This window comes from Kitasatospora sp. NPDC030952, assembly GCF_055571335.1.
Map to the genome: position 1 here is coordinate 99,934 of NZ_JBVIFM010000004.1, position 13,580 is coordinate 113,513.

A 13,580-nucleotide genomic window follows, 5' to 3' on the forward strand; every position below is an offset into this window, starting at 1 on the left:
GCCTCCGGCACTGAACCGCGGGCTCCGCGACTGAAGCGCAGGCTCCGGGACTGAACCACGGCCTCCGGGCCCGCGCCCGGCGACGGGGCCCGGTTCAGGCCCGGACCACCGGCAGCAGCACCTCGTCGACGATCGCCACCGGGTCGAGTTCCACGGCGCCCCCGCCGCACATCTTGATCCGGTACAGCATCAGCGCCGGCACCACGTCGGTGACCAGCGGGGTGACCGCCCCGGGGCGCACCTCGCCCCGGGCGGTGCCCCGGTCGAGCACCTCGGCGATCAGCGCGGTGGTGGGCTCGACCACCCGCTGCTGCACCAGCTCCAGGAAGACCCGGGCGCGCTGGTGATCGATCTCGCTCATGATCGCGCGGACGGCGGCGCCCAGTTCGCTGAACATCGCGGTGCGCAGCCCGGTCACCACCTCCAGGAGGTCCCCGCGCAGGCTGCCGGTGTCGGGGGCCGGCCGGGCCGGCGGCAGGCCGGCCCGCAGCGCGTCCATCACCAGCTCCTCCTTGGAGGACCAGCGCCGGTAGAGGGCGGCCTTGCCGGTCTGCGCGGCGGCCGCCACGCCCTCCATGGTGAGCCGGGCGTAGCCGTCGGTGGTGAGCTGCTGGAGGGTCGCCCCGTAAATGGCGCTCTCCAGCGCCTCACCGCGCCGGCGGACCGGGGCGGTCGCCGCCGCGCGCACGGTGCCACCCTGCGTGGTTCGGGCTTCAGCGGTCATGGCCGCACACCTCCCGGGGGTTCCCTGTTCACCAGGCCTACGGCCAATGTTAGTGAACGAACCCGTTCCCTCCCAAGGACCCCGCACGACCAGCCTCCGGGGCGCCGCCGCACCCCGGGGGGCCGCAGGGGGTCGGCGCAGCGGTCCGCCCGGTGCGGCCCGGATCCCGCCCGTTCAGGTGACCCCCGGGCGGTGCCGGCCTTCCCCGGCGTCCACAAGGCCGTCACCGAACTGCGCACCGCCGACCAGAGCGTCTGGTCCACCGGCCACAGCCGCCGTGCGGGGCGGGCCGCCCCCGGCGAGACTCGGTCGCAGGACGGCGGCGGGACGCGCCCCGGGAGCGCGAAAGGGGAGACGTCATGCCGGAGCTGCCGGACACACCCGAGCGGCAGGGCGGTGGCCCCACCCTTCACGAGTTGCTGCTGCGCCGGGGTTACCTCGGGCTGCTGCTGGTCGCGGCACTGGTCGGGGTCCCCGTCTCGTTGGTCGCCTTCGGTTTCGTCGGTCTGGAGCACGAGCTGCAGCACTGGATCTGGGAGAGCCTGCCGGACGCCGCCGGCTTCGCGCGGGCGCCCTGGTGGTGGCCGCTGCCCTCGCTGGCGTTGGCCGGGCTGCTGCTCGCCCCGCTCGTCACCCGGATGCCCGGGCGCGGCGGCCATGTGCCGGTGGACGGGCTCGGCGGGCCGCCCAGCCTGCCGCGGGACGTCCCGGGGGTGGTGCTGGCCGCGCTGGTCTGCCTGCCGCTGGGGGCGGTGCTCGGACCGGAGGCGCCGCTGATGGCGCTGGGCGGCGGGCTGGCACTGCTCGCCGTACGGGCGCCGGCCCGGGCCCGGAACCCGCGCGTGGTACCGGTGCTGGGCGCGGCGGGGGCCTCGGCGGCGATCTCGACCATCTTCGGCAGCCCGCTGGTGGCGGCGGTGATGATGATCGAGGCGGCCGGGCTGGGCGGCCCGCAGCTGGTGGCGCTGGTCCTGCCCTGTCTGCTCGCCAGCGGCATCGGCGCGTTGGTGTTCACCGGGTTCGGGCACTGGACCGGGCTGGCCACCGGCGCGCTGTCGCTGCCGCACGTGCCCGCGTCCGGCACGCCGGACCCCGGCGACTTCCTGTGGGGCGTGCCTCTGGCCGTCGCGGTCACGGTGGTCTGTGTGGCGGGGCAGGCGCTGGGCCGCCGGGTCAAGGCGTTCACCGGCGGCACCCGCGCCCGGCGGACCGCCCTGCGCACCGTCGGCTGCGCGGTCGCGGTCGGCGGCTGCATCGCCGCCTACGCGCTGATCACCGGCCGCTCGCCGGAGGAGGCCGCGCTCTCCGGCCAGGCCACTCTGGGCGTGCTCGCGGCCGACCCGGCCGCCTGGCCGGTGGGCGCGCTGCTCGCGCTGGTGCTGTGCAAGACGCTCGGCTGGGGCATCGCGCTGGGCAGCCTGCGCGGTGGCCCGATCTTCCCGGCCGTCCTGATCGGTGCCGCCCTCGGGGTGGCCTGCGCGCCGCTGCCGGGCCTGGGCACCGCGCCGGCGCTGGCCGCCGGGCTGGCCGCCTCCGGCGCGGCGGTGACCAGGCTGCCGGTCACCAGCACCGTGCTGGCCGCGATGCTGTTGGGCGGGCAGGCGGCGAACGCGATGCCGCTGCTGATCGTCGCCGGGGTGACGGCCTTCCTCACCGCCGAGCTGCTGCGCGGACGGACCCGGCACACCCGGAGGGCCCCGGCACCGGCGCGGGTCGACCGGGCCTGACACTTCCGCCCGGCGGGCTCGTCAACGCTCGGCGCCGGGGCAGATCCCGAGCAGCCAGGCGTAGCACCGCGGTCGGGTGCCCGGGGCCGGCGGCCGGTTCACTTCGCGATCGGCGGATTGGGCCGGGTCAGCCCCCGGTCGTAGGCGAAGATCACCGCCTGCACCCGGTCCCGGGCGCCGATCTTCGACAGCACCCGGCTGACGTGGGTCTTGACGGTGGATTCGGCCAGCACCAGCCGCTGGGCGATCTCGCTGTTGGTCCAGCCCCGGGCGATGGCCACCAGGATCTCCCGCTCGCGCTCGGTCAGCGCCTCCAGCCGAGGGTCCTCCACGGGCGCCGCGCCGGACGGGCGGACCGGCAGGTGGTGGGCGTAGGCGTCGAGCAGCCGCCGGGTGATGGCGGGGGCCACCACGGCGTCGCCCTCGGCGACGGCGTGGATCCCGGCCAGCAGTTCCTCCGGCCGCGCGTCCTTCAGCAGGAAGCCGCTGGCCCCGGCGCGCAGCGCGGCGTGGGCGTACTCGTCGAGGTCGAAGGTGGTGAGGACCAGGATGCGCGAGCGCCCGCCCCCCTCGACGATCCGGCGGGTGGCCTCGATGCCGTCCATGCCGGGCATCCGGATGTCCATCAGGACGACGTCCGGCCGCAGGTCGGCGGTGAGCCGGACGGCCTCGGTGCCGTGGGCGGCCTCGCCGACCACCTCGGTGTCGGGCTGGCTCTCCAGCAGCATCCGGAAGCCGTAGCGCTGGAGTGGCTGGTCGTCCACGATGAGGACGGTGGTCACGGGTGGCCGCCTGTCGGGTCGGGGGTGAGGTCCAGGACGGCCTCCACGGTCCATCCTGCCCCAGGGCCGGGGCCCGCCGTGACCGTCCCGCCGTACAGGGCCGCGCGTTCGCGCATCCCGGCCAGGCCGTGCCCCTCGCCGTCGGGGCGCACCGGGCGGGCGCCGCCGGGCGGGCCGCTGTCCTGGACGCGCACCCGCAGCCGGGTGGCCTCGGCGGTCAGGGTGACGTGCGCCCGGGTGTCCGGGCCGGCGTGCTTGAGGGTGTTGGTGAGCGCCTCCTGGACGATCCGGTAGGCCATCAGCTGGACGCCGCGGTCCAGTTGGTCCGGGTCGCCGCCGACGGTGTACACCACCTGGGGGCCGGCGGCCCGGATCCGGGCGCACAGCCCGTCGAGGTCGGCGATGCCGGGCTGCGGGTTGAACTCGGCCTCCTGGTCGGCCTGGTCGCGCAGCACGCCGAGCATCCGGCGCAGTTCGCCGAGCGCCTGCCGGCTGGTCTCGCCGATCAGCTGGAGGGCCTCCCGGCCGCGCTCGGGGGAGGCCTGGGCGGCGTAGGCGCCGCCGTCGGCCAGGGTGACGATGACGGACAGGTTGTGGCCGATGATGTCGTGCATCTCCCGGGCCACCCGGGTGCGTTCGGTGGCCGTGGCGAGCCGGCTGCGCTGGTCGCGCTCGATCTCCAGCCGGGCGGCGCGCTCGCGCAGCCCGGCCAGCTGGGCGCGCCGGATGCGCACCGCGATGCCCAGGGCGACGGCCGCGGTGCCGGCGCTGACCAGGAAGAACAGCGCGTCCCCGACCGGCAGCCCGCCGCCGGAGACCTCGACCGCGACCAGCGCCATCGCGCCGACCATCGCCACGCAGGACCACGCCAGGTGCCGCAGCCGGCCGTGCAGCGCCAGGCTGTAGAGCGCCACCAGCAGGGCGGCGTCGGCACGCAGGCCCACGCCCAGCGACCACTGCAGCACGAACACCGCCATGATCGCCGCGAAGGCCGCGGTGGGCCGCCGGCGGCGCCACAGCAGCGGCACCACCAGGCCCGCCTGGAGGGCCAGGGTGGCCGGCAGCGGCGGCCGGACCAGGATGATCCGGTGCTCGTGCGGGCCGCCCTCGCCGTGGCCCGACAACTCGCCGTGGCCGGGGACGAGGTCGGGCAGGCAGAACACCAGGAAGGCCGCGACCACCACGGCCGCGTCCAGCACCCACGGGTGCCGGCGGTCGGCCTCGCGCAGCCGTTGGCCGATCCGGGCCAGCCGGCCGAACAGCGGGTGGCCGGACAGCGCGTCGCCGGGCAGCGCGTCGCCGACCGCCGACGGGCCGGCGGGGGTGGCGTGGTCGTCCTCGCTCACCGGTGGTTCTCCCCTGCTGGTCGTAGGAACGGAAACGGTGCGGCGCCGGTCTGCTCCGGCGCCGCACCGCGAGTGTCCCAGGCTCCGCCGGGCTCAGGCGTCCGAGCGCATCAGCCGGACGGCGGCGCCGGCGAGCGCGAGCACCGTCCAGCCGAGGAAGACCAGCAGGCCGGCCGTCGGCGAGAGGGTGGTCGAGTCGTGGTGCAGGGCGAACATCGCCTCACCGGCGTGACTGGGCAGGTACGGGCTGATGTGGCTCTGCCAGGAGCTGGGCAGCAGCGAGGTCAGGCCCGGGATCAGCATCAGCGAGGCGACCAGGACGGCGATGCCGCCGGCCACCGAGCGCAGCAGCGCGCCGAGGGCGACGCCGATCACGCCGACCAGGCCGAGGTAGAGCCCGGCGCCCAGCAGGCCGCGCACCACGCCGGTGTCGGAGAGGGTCATCGCCGCGCGGGTGCCGGACAGGATGCCGCTGTCCGCCGAGAAGGTGGCGAACACCCCGACGGTGCCCAGCACCAGCGCGATCACGCCGTACACCGCCGCCTTGGACCACAGCACCGGCAGGCGGCGCGGCACGGCGGCCAGGGTGGAGCGGATCATGCCGGTCGAGTACTCGCCGGCCGCGACCAGCACCCCGAGGACACCGAGCGCCAGCTGGGCGAAGTTGGTGCCGAAGAGGGAGAGGCTGAGCGCGCTCGCGTCCGCGAAGTCGCGGTCCATCGGGCGGCCGGAGGTGATCCGCGACTTGAACTGGAAGGCCGCGATCAGGCCGAAGGCGACCAGGAACAGCAGCGCCAGGCCGAGGGTGATCCAGCTGGAGCGCAGCGACCACAGCTTGGCCCACTCCGAGCGCAGCACGCGCGCGGCCGTCACCTTGTAGGCGGGGCGGGCGGGGCGCGGCTCGGCGGCCGTGGAGGACGTCTGGCTGGGGGCGATCGTGGTCATGCCGCGCTCCTCTGGGTGTCGGCGGTGGTCGTGGTGCCGTGGTACTCGACGGCGTCCCGGGTGAGGTCCATGAAGGCCTCCTCCAGGGAGACCGTCCGGGGGGTCAGCTCGAACACCGCGATGCCCTGCTCGGCGGCGGTGAGCCCGATCTCCCGGGCCGTCCGCCCGGTGACCAGCAGTTCCTCCGAGCCGGAGCGGCCGGTGATCTCCACGCCCGGTCCGGCGAGCGCGGAGCGCAGCCCGGCCGGGTCGGCGCTGGCGACCTTGACGACGTCACCGCCGGCCTGCTGGACCAGCTCCTGCACGGTGGTGTCGGCCAGCAGCTTGCCCCGCCCGACGATGATCAGGTGGTCGGCGACCAGCGAGACCTCGCTCATCAGGTGCGAGGAGACGAAGACGGTACGGCCCTCGGCGGCGAGCGAGGTGAGCAGGTTGCGGATCCACAGCACGCCCTCGGGGTCCAGCCCGTTGACCGGCTCGTCCAGCATCACCGTGGCCGGGTCGCCCAGCAGGGCGGCCGCGATGCCGAGCCGCTGGCCCATGCCGAGCGAGAACGCCCCGGCGCGCTTGCGGGCCACCGACTGCAGGCCGGTCAGCTCGATGACTTCCTCGACCCGGCGGCGCGGGATGCCGTGGGTGTGGGCCTGGGCCATCAGGTGGTTGAAGGCGGAGCGGCCGGGGTGGATCGACTTGGCCTCCAGCAGCGCGCCCACCTCCTGCAGCGGCGCGGCGTGCTCGGCGTACCGGCGGCCGTTGACGCGTACCGAGCCGCTGGTGGGCGCGTCCAGTCCGACGATCATCCGCATGGTGGTCGACTTCCCCGCCCCGTTGGGCCCGAGGAACCCGGTCACCGCCCCCGGCCGGACCGTGAAGTCCAGCCCGTCCACGGCGGTCTTCTCCCCGTACCGCTTCGTCAGCTGGTGCGCCTCGATCATCGCTCGCCCTTACGTTCAGGGGCCGGGCCGTCCCGGCCGCCCACGGTTCCACGCTAGGGGCGGGCGCGGCCGGATCCGTGGCACTGCGGACTGATCATCGGACGGCGCGTAGTACCGCGGTACCACACCGTCGCCCTACCCGCGGAAACCCGCTTTCGCCGACCGCGCCGTCTGGCCGAGGATGGTGGGATGGACGATCGGAAAGTGACCCTGCGTCAGATGACCCCGGCCGGGTACCAGTCGGCCACCGAGATCCGCGAGGCCGAGACCAGCCAGGAGCTGGCCGAGCTGATGCCCGAGGAGCCGGCCCGCGAGCGCGCCCGCCAGGGCACCGCCAGGTTCCTCCCGGACGACCCGGACACCCCCGGCCGCCACCTGGTGGTCGGGCAGGACGCGGAGGTGGTAGAGCCAGGCGGCGGCAGCGGCTACGGCGTCTCGGCGATGTCCATGAGCAAGACCGTGCGCGGGTGACGGCCGCCGAGCCCTGCGCGGAGTGCGGCGCGCGCGGGTGTGCCGAGCTGTTCCACGGGCTGCTGGCGCTGGACCACTCCCGGGCGGAGCCGTGGGGGCCGCTGCACGGGGTGTCGGTGTCCTGCTTCCTGTTGCAGCATCCGGGCCGGCTGCCAGGGGACGGCGGGGCGGGCGCCCGGGGGCTGCTGCGGGCGTACCTGGACGGCGGGCTGCCGGCGGTTGAGCGAGTGGTCGGGCGGGCCCGGCGGGCGAACTCGCACCGGGTGACGGGCGGGGCGGGGCATCCCGGGCCCGCGCCAGCGCCGGAACCGGAGCCGCCGACGGCGCCGCGAGGCGGGTTCGCGGTGACGATCGAGCAGGTCGCCCTGGACCGGACGTTCCCGGCCGACGGCTTCGCCGAGCGGGTGCGGGACTGGGCGGCGGCCACACTGGCGGCCTGGGGCGGCGACGGCGGGTAGCCGCCCCGGGACCGGGACGGGACCGTGGCCCCATGCGCATGGGGCAGGCCCGGCGGTGCCATGGAGGGGCGGGTCGACCGGCCTGCGCAATCCCCTCCCTGGAGGACAGCATGAGCGCCAGATCGGCCAGCCCGGTGGCGGTCGCCGCCGGTGCCGCCGCGGTCGCCGTCTTCGTGGGCGTGATCGTCTGCGCCGCCCGGGCCCGCAAGGCCCCGGTCGGGAACAGCATGGCCGGCGAGGAGCGGAAGAACCCGGGAAAGGGCCGTCCCACCTGCCCCAACCCGCCGAACTGCAACTGACCGCCCCCGTGCTCCGCCGCCCCCGGCGGCCGTCGGAATCCAAGATCCGACCCGCCGGGGGCTCTTCCGGCACTTTTCGGTCGGCCGGCCCCGCAAGCCCCGCGCTCGGCCGACCCTGCTCTCGGCCGGCCCCGCGCTCAGTCGGCCCCGCGCTCGGCCGGCCCCGCGGTCAGCCGCTCGCCGGGTTGCGCGGCAGCACCGCGTGCACCCGGGTGCCCCGGCCGAGGCCCCGGACCGGGTCGACGGTGCAGCTGCCGCCGATCTCCGCCGCCCGTTCGGTCATCGACCGCAGGCCCACCCCCGGGTGGGGCAGGTCGCCGCGGCCCGGGCCCAGCCCGTCGTCCTCGACGGTGAGCTCCAGCCGCCCCCGGTCCACCCGGACGGCCACCGTGGCGCTGCTCGCCCGGGCGTGCCGCAGTACGTTGTTGAGCGCCTCCGCGGTGATCCGGTAGACCGCCACCTCCACCGCGGCGGGCAGGTCGGGCAGCGGGTCGGGAGCCAGCCGAACGCCGACGACCAGCTCCTCGCCGCTGAAGGTCTCCGCCAGGCGGCGCAGCGCCCGGGTCAGCCCGTAGTCGCCGAGCGCGGTGGGCCCGAGCCGGTCGGTGACCCGCCGGACCTCCCGGACGGCCGAGGCGAGGTCGTCGGCGGCGTGCTCCAGGGCGCCGGCGAAGCGCGCCGGGTCGTCCACGGCCGCCGCCCCCTGGAGGCGAAGCCGCAGACCGGCCAGCATCGGACCGAGCCCGTCGTGGATGTCCCGGCGCAGCTGTCGGCGCTCCTCCTCGCGGGCCGCGACGATCTGCTCGCGGCTGGCCCGGAGGTCCTCCATCAGCTGGAGCGAGGCGACGGCGGGCGCGGCCTGGTCGGCGAGCGAGCGCAGGATGTCCCGGTCGCTGGCGTCGAGGGCGCGCTGGCCGGGGCGCGGGGCGACGGTGAGCCGGCCGATTTCCCGGCCCCGGTGGACCAGGGCGAAGCGCTCCCCGCTGCCCGGGTACTCCCCCACGGCGGCGAGCCGGCGCTCGCCGCTCCGGGTGGCGACGGTCAGGGCCACGCCGGGCAGGCGCAGCTCGTCACCGACCGTGGCGCACAGCACGGCGGGCACGTCCTGCGGGTCGACGGTCTGGCTGACCCGCCCGGCCAGGCTGCGCAGCACCTGGTACGGCTGCGCCCGCGAGCCGTAGTACCAGCGGTCGACGATCCCGGAGGCCCAGCGCACGCCCTTCGGCAGGCCGCTGGCCAGCAGGAACACCAGGGCGACCAGGCACAGCGCGCCCAGGCCGCGGCCGGGCAGCAGCATGGTCGACAGCAGCCCGGCCAGCAGCACGAAGGCGACCGCCAGCCCGGCGGCGACCAGCAGCCCGACCAGCACCCGGCGGGCCGTGCGGTCCAGCCGCCAGGAGCCGTCCCGCACCACCACGGCGGCCAGGGTGAGCGTCCACAGCGCGGAGGCCGCCGCGTAGGCCACGTACGAGGCGCTGCTCTGGCCGTTGAAGTAGTAGCCGGCCTCGGCGCCGGCCCAGAGCAGGTAGACGGCGATCGCGACCAGCACGTTCTGTCGGCGCCGCCGCGACACGTGCCGGGTGCGGGCCAGCGGGACGAGCACCACCAGGACGGTCAGGGCGACCCAGACGATCAACTGGGTGATGTGCAGGGTGCCGTTGAAGTCCCGCAGCCAGCCGGCCACCGTGCTGCCGGCCAGCGGATTGGGGCGGCCGAAGACGGTCGGCTGGTAGACGTAGTAGCTCGCCTGGGGCAGCATCCACAGGCCCACCGCGCCGATCGCCGCCCACCAGCGGCGGTCCGGCAGCCGGCCGTACGGCAGCCACAGCGGCAGCGCCTGCCAGATCGTGCCGCTCACCGTGTAGCCGACCGACTTGAGCACCACCACGCCCCCGATGTAGCGCGGGTCGCTGATCTCCGTCCAGACCGGCGTCTCGGCGGCCAGCGGAATGATCAGCGCCGCCCCGTACGCCAGCAGCACCCAGCCCAGCTCCAGGCCGGGCCGGTGGACGTGCACCAGCACCCCGCCCGCCACCGCGGCCAGCCCGTACCCGAGCACCGCCAGGTGCCGGGTCGGCTCACCGATCCCCGGCGCGCCCAGGTGGCCCAGCACGTACCCGGCCCACAGCCCGCCCGCCGCCAGGCAGACGAGCGCCCACAGCCCCGCCGCCGCCAACTGCCGATCCGCCTGCCCGGTCCGGGGCCGCCACCAGACGCTCCGCGCGCTCTCCGCACCCATGACCGCCTTCTCTCCGCCTGCGACCCGCCTCCCAGCAGTCTCGTGCACCCGATGTCCCGGGCGCATGGGGCAGCGGCCCCGCGAGTGACGGACCGCGCCCACCCGCGGCCCGAGCGTCACCGGACGCGCGTCACCGGACGGTTGTCGCCGGACGGGTGTCGCCGCAGAGCCCGCCTGCCCGAGGGGCCCGGCCGCAGCACCCCCGCCCGTGACCCGTCAGTCCCCGGGGATCCGCAGCTCGCACCAGACCGCCTTGCCCGCACCCGCCGGGCGCCAGCCCCAGCGCAGCGCGAGGCGGCTCAGCAGGAACAGGCCGCGGCCGCCGTTCTCGCCCCTGCCGTCCGAGGGGCGCGGCAGCGGCGGACACCGACTCGCGTCGCTGACCTCGATCCGCAGCAGGCCCGGGCAGCGCACCAGGATCAGCGCCCCGGGCGCGCCGGTGTGCCGGACGGCGTTGCCGACCAGTTCGGAGACCAGCAGGACGGCGTCGGCGACCACCAGGGGATCGGCCACATCGGCCAGGAAGGCGGCGGTGCAGGAGCGCGCCTCGGCGACCGCCCCCGGCCGGGTGGACAGCGGCAGGCGGCGCGCCCACGGCCGCACCGAGGAGCATGACCGCGCGGACGCCAGGGCGCCGCCCATCCGACCGCACCTCCCTCGTCGCTGTCGTGCCCCCCGTCACCACCGGAACCCCGCCACCCGGCCGCCGTCCCCGGTCGCGCCGGGGTCTCAGGGACCCCCGGGCACAGTGCCCAGGCTCAGGCACCCAACCCTCAGGCACCCAACCCTCAGGCACCCAACCCTCAGCACCCGGCCCTCAGCACCCTCGGCTCAGTGCCCGAACAGGTGCCGACCGCGCCGCCGTTGCGGCTCGCGCGGGATGCCCGCGGCCCGGCCGCCCTGTTCGGCGGCGCGCTCCTCCGGGCTCACCGGCGGGGCGCCCCGGGCCTCCAGCGGCGGCGCCGGCTCCACCGGCGCGGTCGGCTCCACCCGCCGGTCCCCGACGTACCCGGCGGTCCGCACCGGGCGCCGGGAGGCGCGCCGGGACAGCCGCATCATGGCGAGTCCCAGGCAGAAGACCAGGGCGAGGGCGAGGCCCGCGAGGAAGATCCCGAGGCTGTCGAGCTTCACGAGGTCGTTGCCGAGGATCGTCACCTGGTACTCCGGCCCGCCACCGAGGTTGTCGGCGATCAGCAGCCCGGTGAAGGCACCGGAGGCCGCCAGCAGCAGAAGTCCTAGCAGCAGCATGGGGGTTCCCCTTCCGTCCCGTTCTCGGCCCCCCGCTACCAGGCCGCGCCTACCCGGCGGATCCCGTCCGTAACGTTCCGGCGGGGGTGGGTGGCCGAGCGGCGCTACTCGACCTGGACGGCGATCAGACAGGTGTCGTCGTCGGTGTCGGCGGGGCTGAGGTCGAGCAGCCGGTCCAGGTAGCGCTCCAGGTCCGGGCCGGGCGCTCCGGCGGTCCGGATCAGCTGGTCGACGGACTCCTCCACCGGGCGGTCCCGCCGCTCGACCAGGCCGTCGGTGTAGAGCAGCAGCACGTCGCCGGTGGACAGCTGGGCGGTGTGCTCCTCGTACCGGGCGTCGTCCAGCGCGCCGAGCAGCACGCCGTGCGGCAGCGGCAGCACCTCGGCGCCGCCCGGTCCGATCAGGATCGGCGGCAGGTGGCCGGCCCGCGCCCAGCGCAGCCCGCCGCCGACGGGGTCGAGCAGCACGCACACGGCGGTGGCGGTGACCTGCCCCGGTTCGCGCAGGGCGACGGTGTTGGCCCACTCCAGCAGCCGGGCCGGGCCCGCGCCGGTGACGGCCAGGCCGCGCAGGGCGTGGCGCAGCGCGACCATGCCGGTGGCCGCGCCGACGCCGTGCCCGGCGACGTCGCCGACGGCGAGCAGCACGCGCTTGCCGGGCAGCGGCAGCACGTCGTACCAGTCGCCGCCGACCCGGTGGCCTTCGGCGGCCGGACGGTAGCGCACGGCCGCCCGCAGGCCGGTCACCCCGAGCGGGGGCGGGGCGGCGGGCAGGATGGCCTGCTGGAGCCGCAGGGCCAGCTGGGCGCTTTCGGCCGTCTCCTGTTCGCTGTCGGCCAGTCGCGCCCGGGTGGCGCCGAGCGCGACCTCGGTGCGGTGCTGGGCGGAGACGTCGTGGTAGGCGCCGCGCACCGCGACGAGCCGGCCCTCGTCGTCGAGGACGGGTTCGGCGATGACCCGGGTGTAGCGGTAGCCCCCGTCCGGCCGGGCCAGCCGGAACACCGCGGAGGAGGTGCGCCGGCGGCGCCGGACGGTGTCGACCAGGCGGCGCACGGCGGGTTCGTCGTCCGGGTGGACGTGCCGGTCGAGACGGGCCAGCGGGACGGGCGGCGCGCCGGCGGGCAGGCCGAAGAGTTCCCGCAGGCCGTCGCTCCAGCGGATCCGGTCGGAGTCGGCGCGCTCCTCGAAGCCGGCGACCCGGGCCAGTCGCTGGGCCTGGCGCAGCAGCGCCGTCTGCTCGTCCTCGGCGGTCCGATCCTCCTCCTGCCAGCCGACCAGGAGCCGCCCGCCGAGCGGGGCGACCGCCAGCCGTACGGTGGCGGACCGGGCGAGCCGGCCGTCCTGGAAGGCCAGCCGCACCGGCTCGCCCGGCTGGGGGACACCGGTGCGGTGCGCGCGGAGCAGCCGGGCGAACAGGCCGGTGGCGCCGGCGACCGGGTAGGCCTCCAGGAGGGAGCCGCCCTCCAGCGCGTCCCGGGGGCGGCCGAGCGGGTCGCGGAACGCGGCGTTGACCCGCCGGATGGTGAAGTCGGTGACCTGCCCGGTGCGGATCACCGGTTCCAGCAGGAGCGCGGGGGTGAGCAGTCCTTCCAGCAGGACGTCGGCCTCGTCGGGCGCCGGGGGCTCGCCGACCGGGCCGAGGAGGGTCGCGCAGAGTTCGGCCAGCGCGCGCAGCTGGTGGCGCTCGGACGGGCTGAGCGCGGGGGCGGGCCCGGTCCAGAGCACCTCCAGGGCGCCCTGGCGCCGACCCCGGTCCAGCAGCGGGAGGACCGCCCGGGCCGCCCCGGCGGCGACCGACGGCCCCGGGGCGCACGGGGCGGCCGGGTCGTACGGGTCGTCCGGCCACAGCTCCGCCGCGCCGACGACGACCTGCTGGGCCGGGGTGGCGATGCCCGGCGGCACCCGGCTCCAGGCCGTGGCCTCGGCGGCGGCGAGGCCGCTGTGCGCGGCGAGGGCGAGCGCGCCGCCCGGCAGGCGCTGCCAGACGGCGAGGGCCTGGACGCCCAGCGAGGCCTCCAACTGCTCCAGCAGGCTGTCGGCGGCCCGCTGGAGGTCGTGGTCGGCGGCAACGGACGCGGGCCCGCCGGCCGACGGCCCGGCCTGCGGCGCGGCGGGGTCGGCCGGCGCCCGGTCCGGCTGGACGGGCACCGGCCCGGGCAGGCCGACGATGTCGGTGGCCAGGGCGGCGGCCGGGACGCCGGCCTCGCGCGCCAGCCGGGCCAGATGGGCGGCCGCCTCGGCGGGCAGGACGCCGAGGCGCTCGGTCAGGATGCCGGTGGCCAGGTCGACGACGGCCCCGGCCCGGGCCTCGGCCCGCAGCCGCTCGGCGGTGTCCTGCAGTCGGCGGACGGTCGCCGCGAGGGCCGCTGCCGTTTCGTCCCCGGTCTGCCGCTCGGCGGTCATGACG

13 protein-coding genes are annotated in these 13,580 nt (G+C 76.6%); 4 read left to right on the forward strand and 9 right to left on the reverse strand.

The annotated features are described in order from the left end of the window. Window positions 1-94: 94 nt before the first annotated feature. The gene (locus tag ACZ47G_RS10225; RefSeq protein WP_465740984.1) at window positions 95-724 is read right to left on the reverse strand and encodes a TetR-like C-terminal domain-containing protein; all 630 of its coding nucleotides are present in this window, start codon (window positions 722-724) and stop codon (window positions 95-97) included. Between the two features lie 359 nt (window positions 725-1,083). Here ACZ47G_RS10225 and ACZ47G_RS10230 point away from each other — a divergent pair, with 359 nt between their 5' ends. Then, complete coding sequence (locus ACZ47G_RS10230; protein WP_465740985.1) at window positions 1,084-2,451, forward strand: chloride channel protein; 1,368 nt, start codon at window positions 1,084-1,086, stop codon at window positions 2,449-2,451. Window positions 2,452-2,549: 98 nt separating this feature from the next. On the opposite strand, the gene ACZ47G_RS10235 is transcribed toward ACZ47G_RS10230, so the two are convergent. The 4 genes from ACZ47G_RS10235 to ACZ47G_RS10250 form a co-directional block, all read right to left on the reverse strand. Next, window positions 2,550-3,233, reverse strand: coding sequence for a response regulator (locus tag ACZ47G_RS10235; protein WP_465740986.1), 684 nt, complete (start codon window positions 3,231-3,233; stop codon window positions 2,550-2,552). After that, window positions 3,230-4,525 (reverse strand): sensor histidine kinase, encoded by a 1,296-nt coding sequence (locus tag ACZ47G_RS10240; RefSeq protein WP_465741460.1) that lies wholly within the window; start codon window positions 4,523-4,525, stop codon window positions 3,230-3,232. Before ACZ47G_RS10240 ends, ACZ47G_RS10235 begins: the two co-directional genes overlap by 4 nt. A 147-nt stretch (window positions 4,526-4,672) precedes the next feature. Further along, the gene (locus tag ACZ47G_RS10245; RefSeq protein WP_465740987.1) at window positions 4,673-5,524 is read right to left on the reverse strand and encodes an ABC-2 transporter permease; all 852 of its coding nucleotides are present in this window, start codon (window positions 5,522-5,524) and stop codon (window positions 4,673-4,675) included. Next, on the reverse strand, window positions 5,521-6,459 hold the full coding sequence (locus ACZ47G_RS10250) for an ABC transporter ATP-binding protein (protein WP_465740988.1): 939 nt from the start codon (window positions 6,457-6,459) through the stop codon (window positions 5,521-5,523). Before ACZ47G_RS10250 ends, ACZ47G_RS10245 begins: the two co-directional genes overlap by 4 nt. A 204-nt stretch (window positions 6,460-6,663) precedes the next feature. Between ACZ47G_RS10250 and ACZ47G_RS10255 the strand changes: the two genes are divergently transcribed. The 3 genes from ACZ47G_RS10255 to ACZ47G_RS10265 all read left to right on the forward strand — a co-directional run bounded on the left by ACZ47G_RS10255 (window position 6,664) and on the right by ACZ47G_RS10265 (window position 7,687). Then, on the forward strand, window positions 6,664-6,930 hold the full coding sequence (locus tag ACZ47G_RS10255; protein ID WP_465740989.1) for a hypothetical protein: 267 nt from the start codon (window positions 6,664-6,666) through the stop codon (window positions 6,928-6,930). Continuing rightward, on the forward strand, window positions 6,927-7,388 hold the full coding sequence (locus tag ACZ47G_RS10260; RefSeq protein WP_465740990.1) for a DUF5946 family protein: 462 nt from the start codon (window positions 6,927-6,929) through the stop codon (window positions 7,386-7,388). Before ACZ47G_RS10255 ends, ACZ47G_RS10260 begins: the two co-directional genes overlap by 4 nt. Before the next feature lie 110 nt (window positions 7,389-7,498). Further along, the gene (locus ACZ47G_RS10265; protein ID WP_465740991.1) at window positions 7,499-7,687 is read left to right on the forward strand and encodes a hypothetical protein; all 189 of its coding nucleotides are present in this window, start codon (window positions 7,499-7,501) and stop codon (window positions 7,685-7,687) included. A gap of 169 nt (window positions 7,688-7,856) precedes the next feature. On the opposite strand, the gene ACZ47G_RS10270 is transcribed toward ACZ47G_RS10265, so the two are convergent. The 4 genes from ACZ47G_RS10270 to ACZ47G_RS10285 form a co-directional block, all read right to left on the reverse strand. Beyond that, window positions 7,857-9,926, reverse strand: coding sequence for a sensor histidine kinase (locus ACZ47G_RS10270; protein ID WP_465740992.1), 2,070 nt, complete (start codon window positions 9,924-9,926; stop codon window positions 7,857-7,859). 216 nt (window positions 9,927-10,142) lie between these two features. Next, on the reverse strand, window positions 10,143-10,568 hold the full coding sequence (locus tag ACZ47G_RS10275; RefSeq protein WP_465740993.1) for an ATP-binding protein: 426 nt from the start codon (window positions 10,566-10,568) through the stop codon (window positions 10,143-10,145). 189 nt (window positions 10,569-10,757) lie between these two features. Beyond that, window positions 10,758-11,174 carry a hypothetical protein gene (locus ACZ47G_RS10280; protein WP_465740994.1) on the reverse strand — a complete coding sequence of 139 codons (417 nt, stop codon included), beginning with the start codon at window positions 11,172-11,174 and terminating at the stop codon, window positions 10,758-10,760. Window positions 11,175-11,278: 104 nt separating this feature from the next. Further along, on the reverse strand, window positions 11,279-13,576 hold the full coding sequence (locus tag ACZ47G_RS10285) for a PP2C family protein-serine/threonine phosphatase (protein WP_465740995.1): 2,298 nt from the start codon (window positions 13,574-13,576) through the stop codon (window positions 11,279-11,281). Between the last annotated feature and the right edge of the window lie 4 nt (window positions 13,577-13,580).

Coding starts and splice junctions, on each gene's coding strand:
- ACZ47G_RS10265 (WP_465740991.1), top strand. CDS start 7,499: ATGAGCGCCAGATCGGCCAGCCCGGTGGCGGTCGCCGCCGGTGCCGCC.
- ACZ47G_RS10275 (WP_465740993.1), bottom strand. CDS start 10,568: ATGGGCGGCGCCCTGGCGTCCGCGCGGTCATGCTCCTCGGTGCGGCCG.
- ACZ47G_RS10280 (WP_465740994.1), bottom strand. CDS start 11,174: ATGCTGCTGCTAGGACTTCTGCTGCTGGCGGCCTCCGGTGCCTTCACC.
- ACZ47G_RS10285 (WP_465740995.1), bottom strand. CDS start 13,576: ATGACCGCCGAGCGGCAGACCGGGGACGAAACGGCAGCGGCCCTCGCG.
- ACZ47G_RS10270 (WP_465740992.1), bottom strand. CDS start 9,926: ATGGGTGCGGAGAGCGCGCGGAGCGTCTGGTGGCGGCCCCGGACCGGG.
- ACZ47G_RS10245 (WP_465740987.1), bottom strand. CDS start 5,524: ATGACCACGATCGCCCCCAGCCAGACGTCCTCCACGGCCGCCGAGCCG.
- ACZ47G_RS10230 (WP_465740985.1), top strand. CDS start 1,084: ATGCCGGAGCTGCCGGACACACCCGAGCGGCAGGGCGGTGGCCCCACC.
- ACZ47G_RS10225 (WP_465740984.1), bottom strand. CDS start 724: ATGACCGCTGAAGCCCGAACCACGCAGGGTGGCACCGTGCGCGCGGCG.
- ACZ47G_RS10250 (WP_465740988.1), bottom strand. CDS start 6,459: ATGATCGAGGCGCACCAGCTGACGAAGCGGTACGGGGAGAAGACCGCC.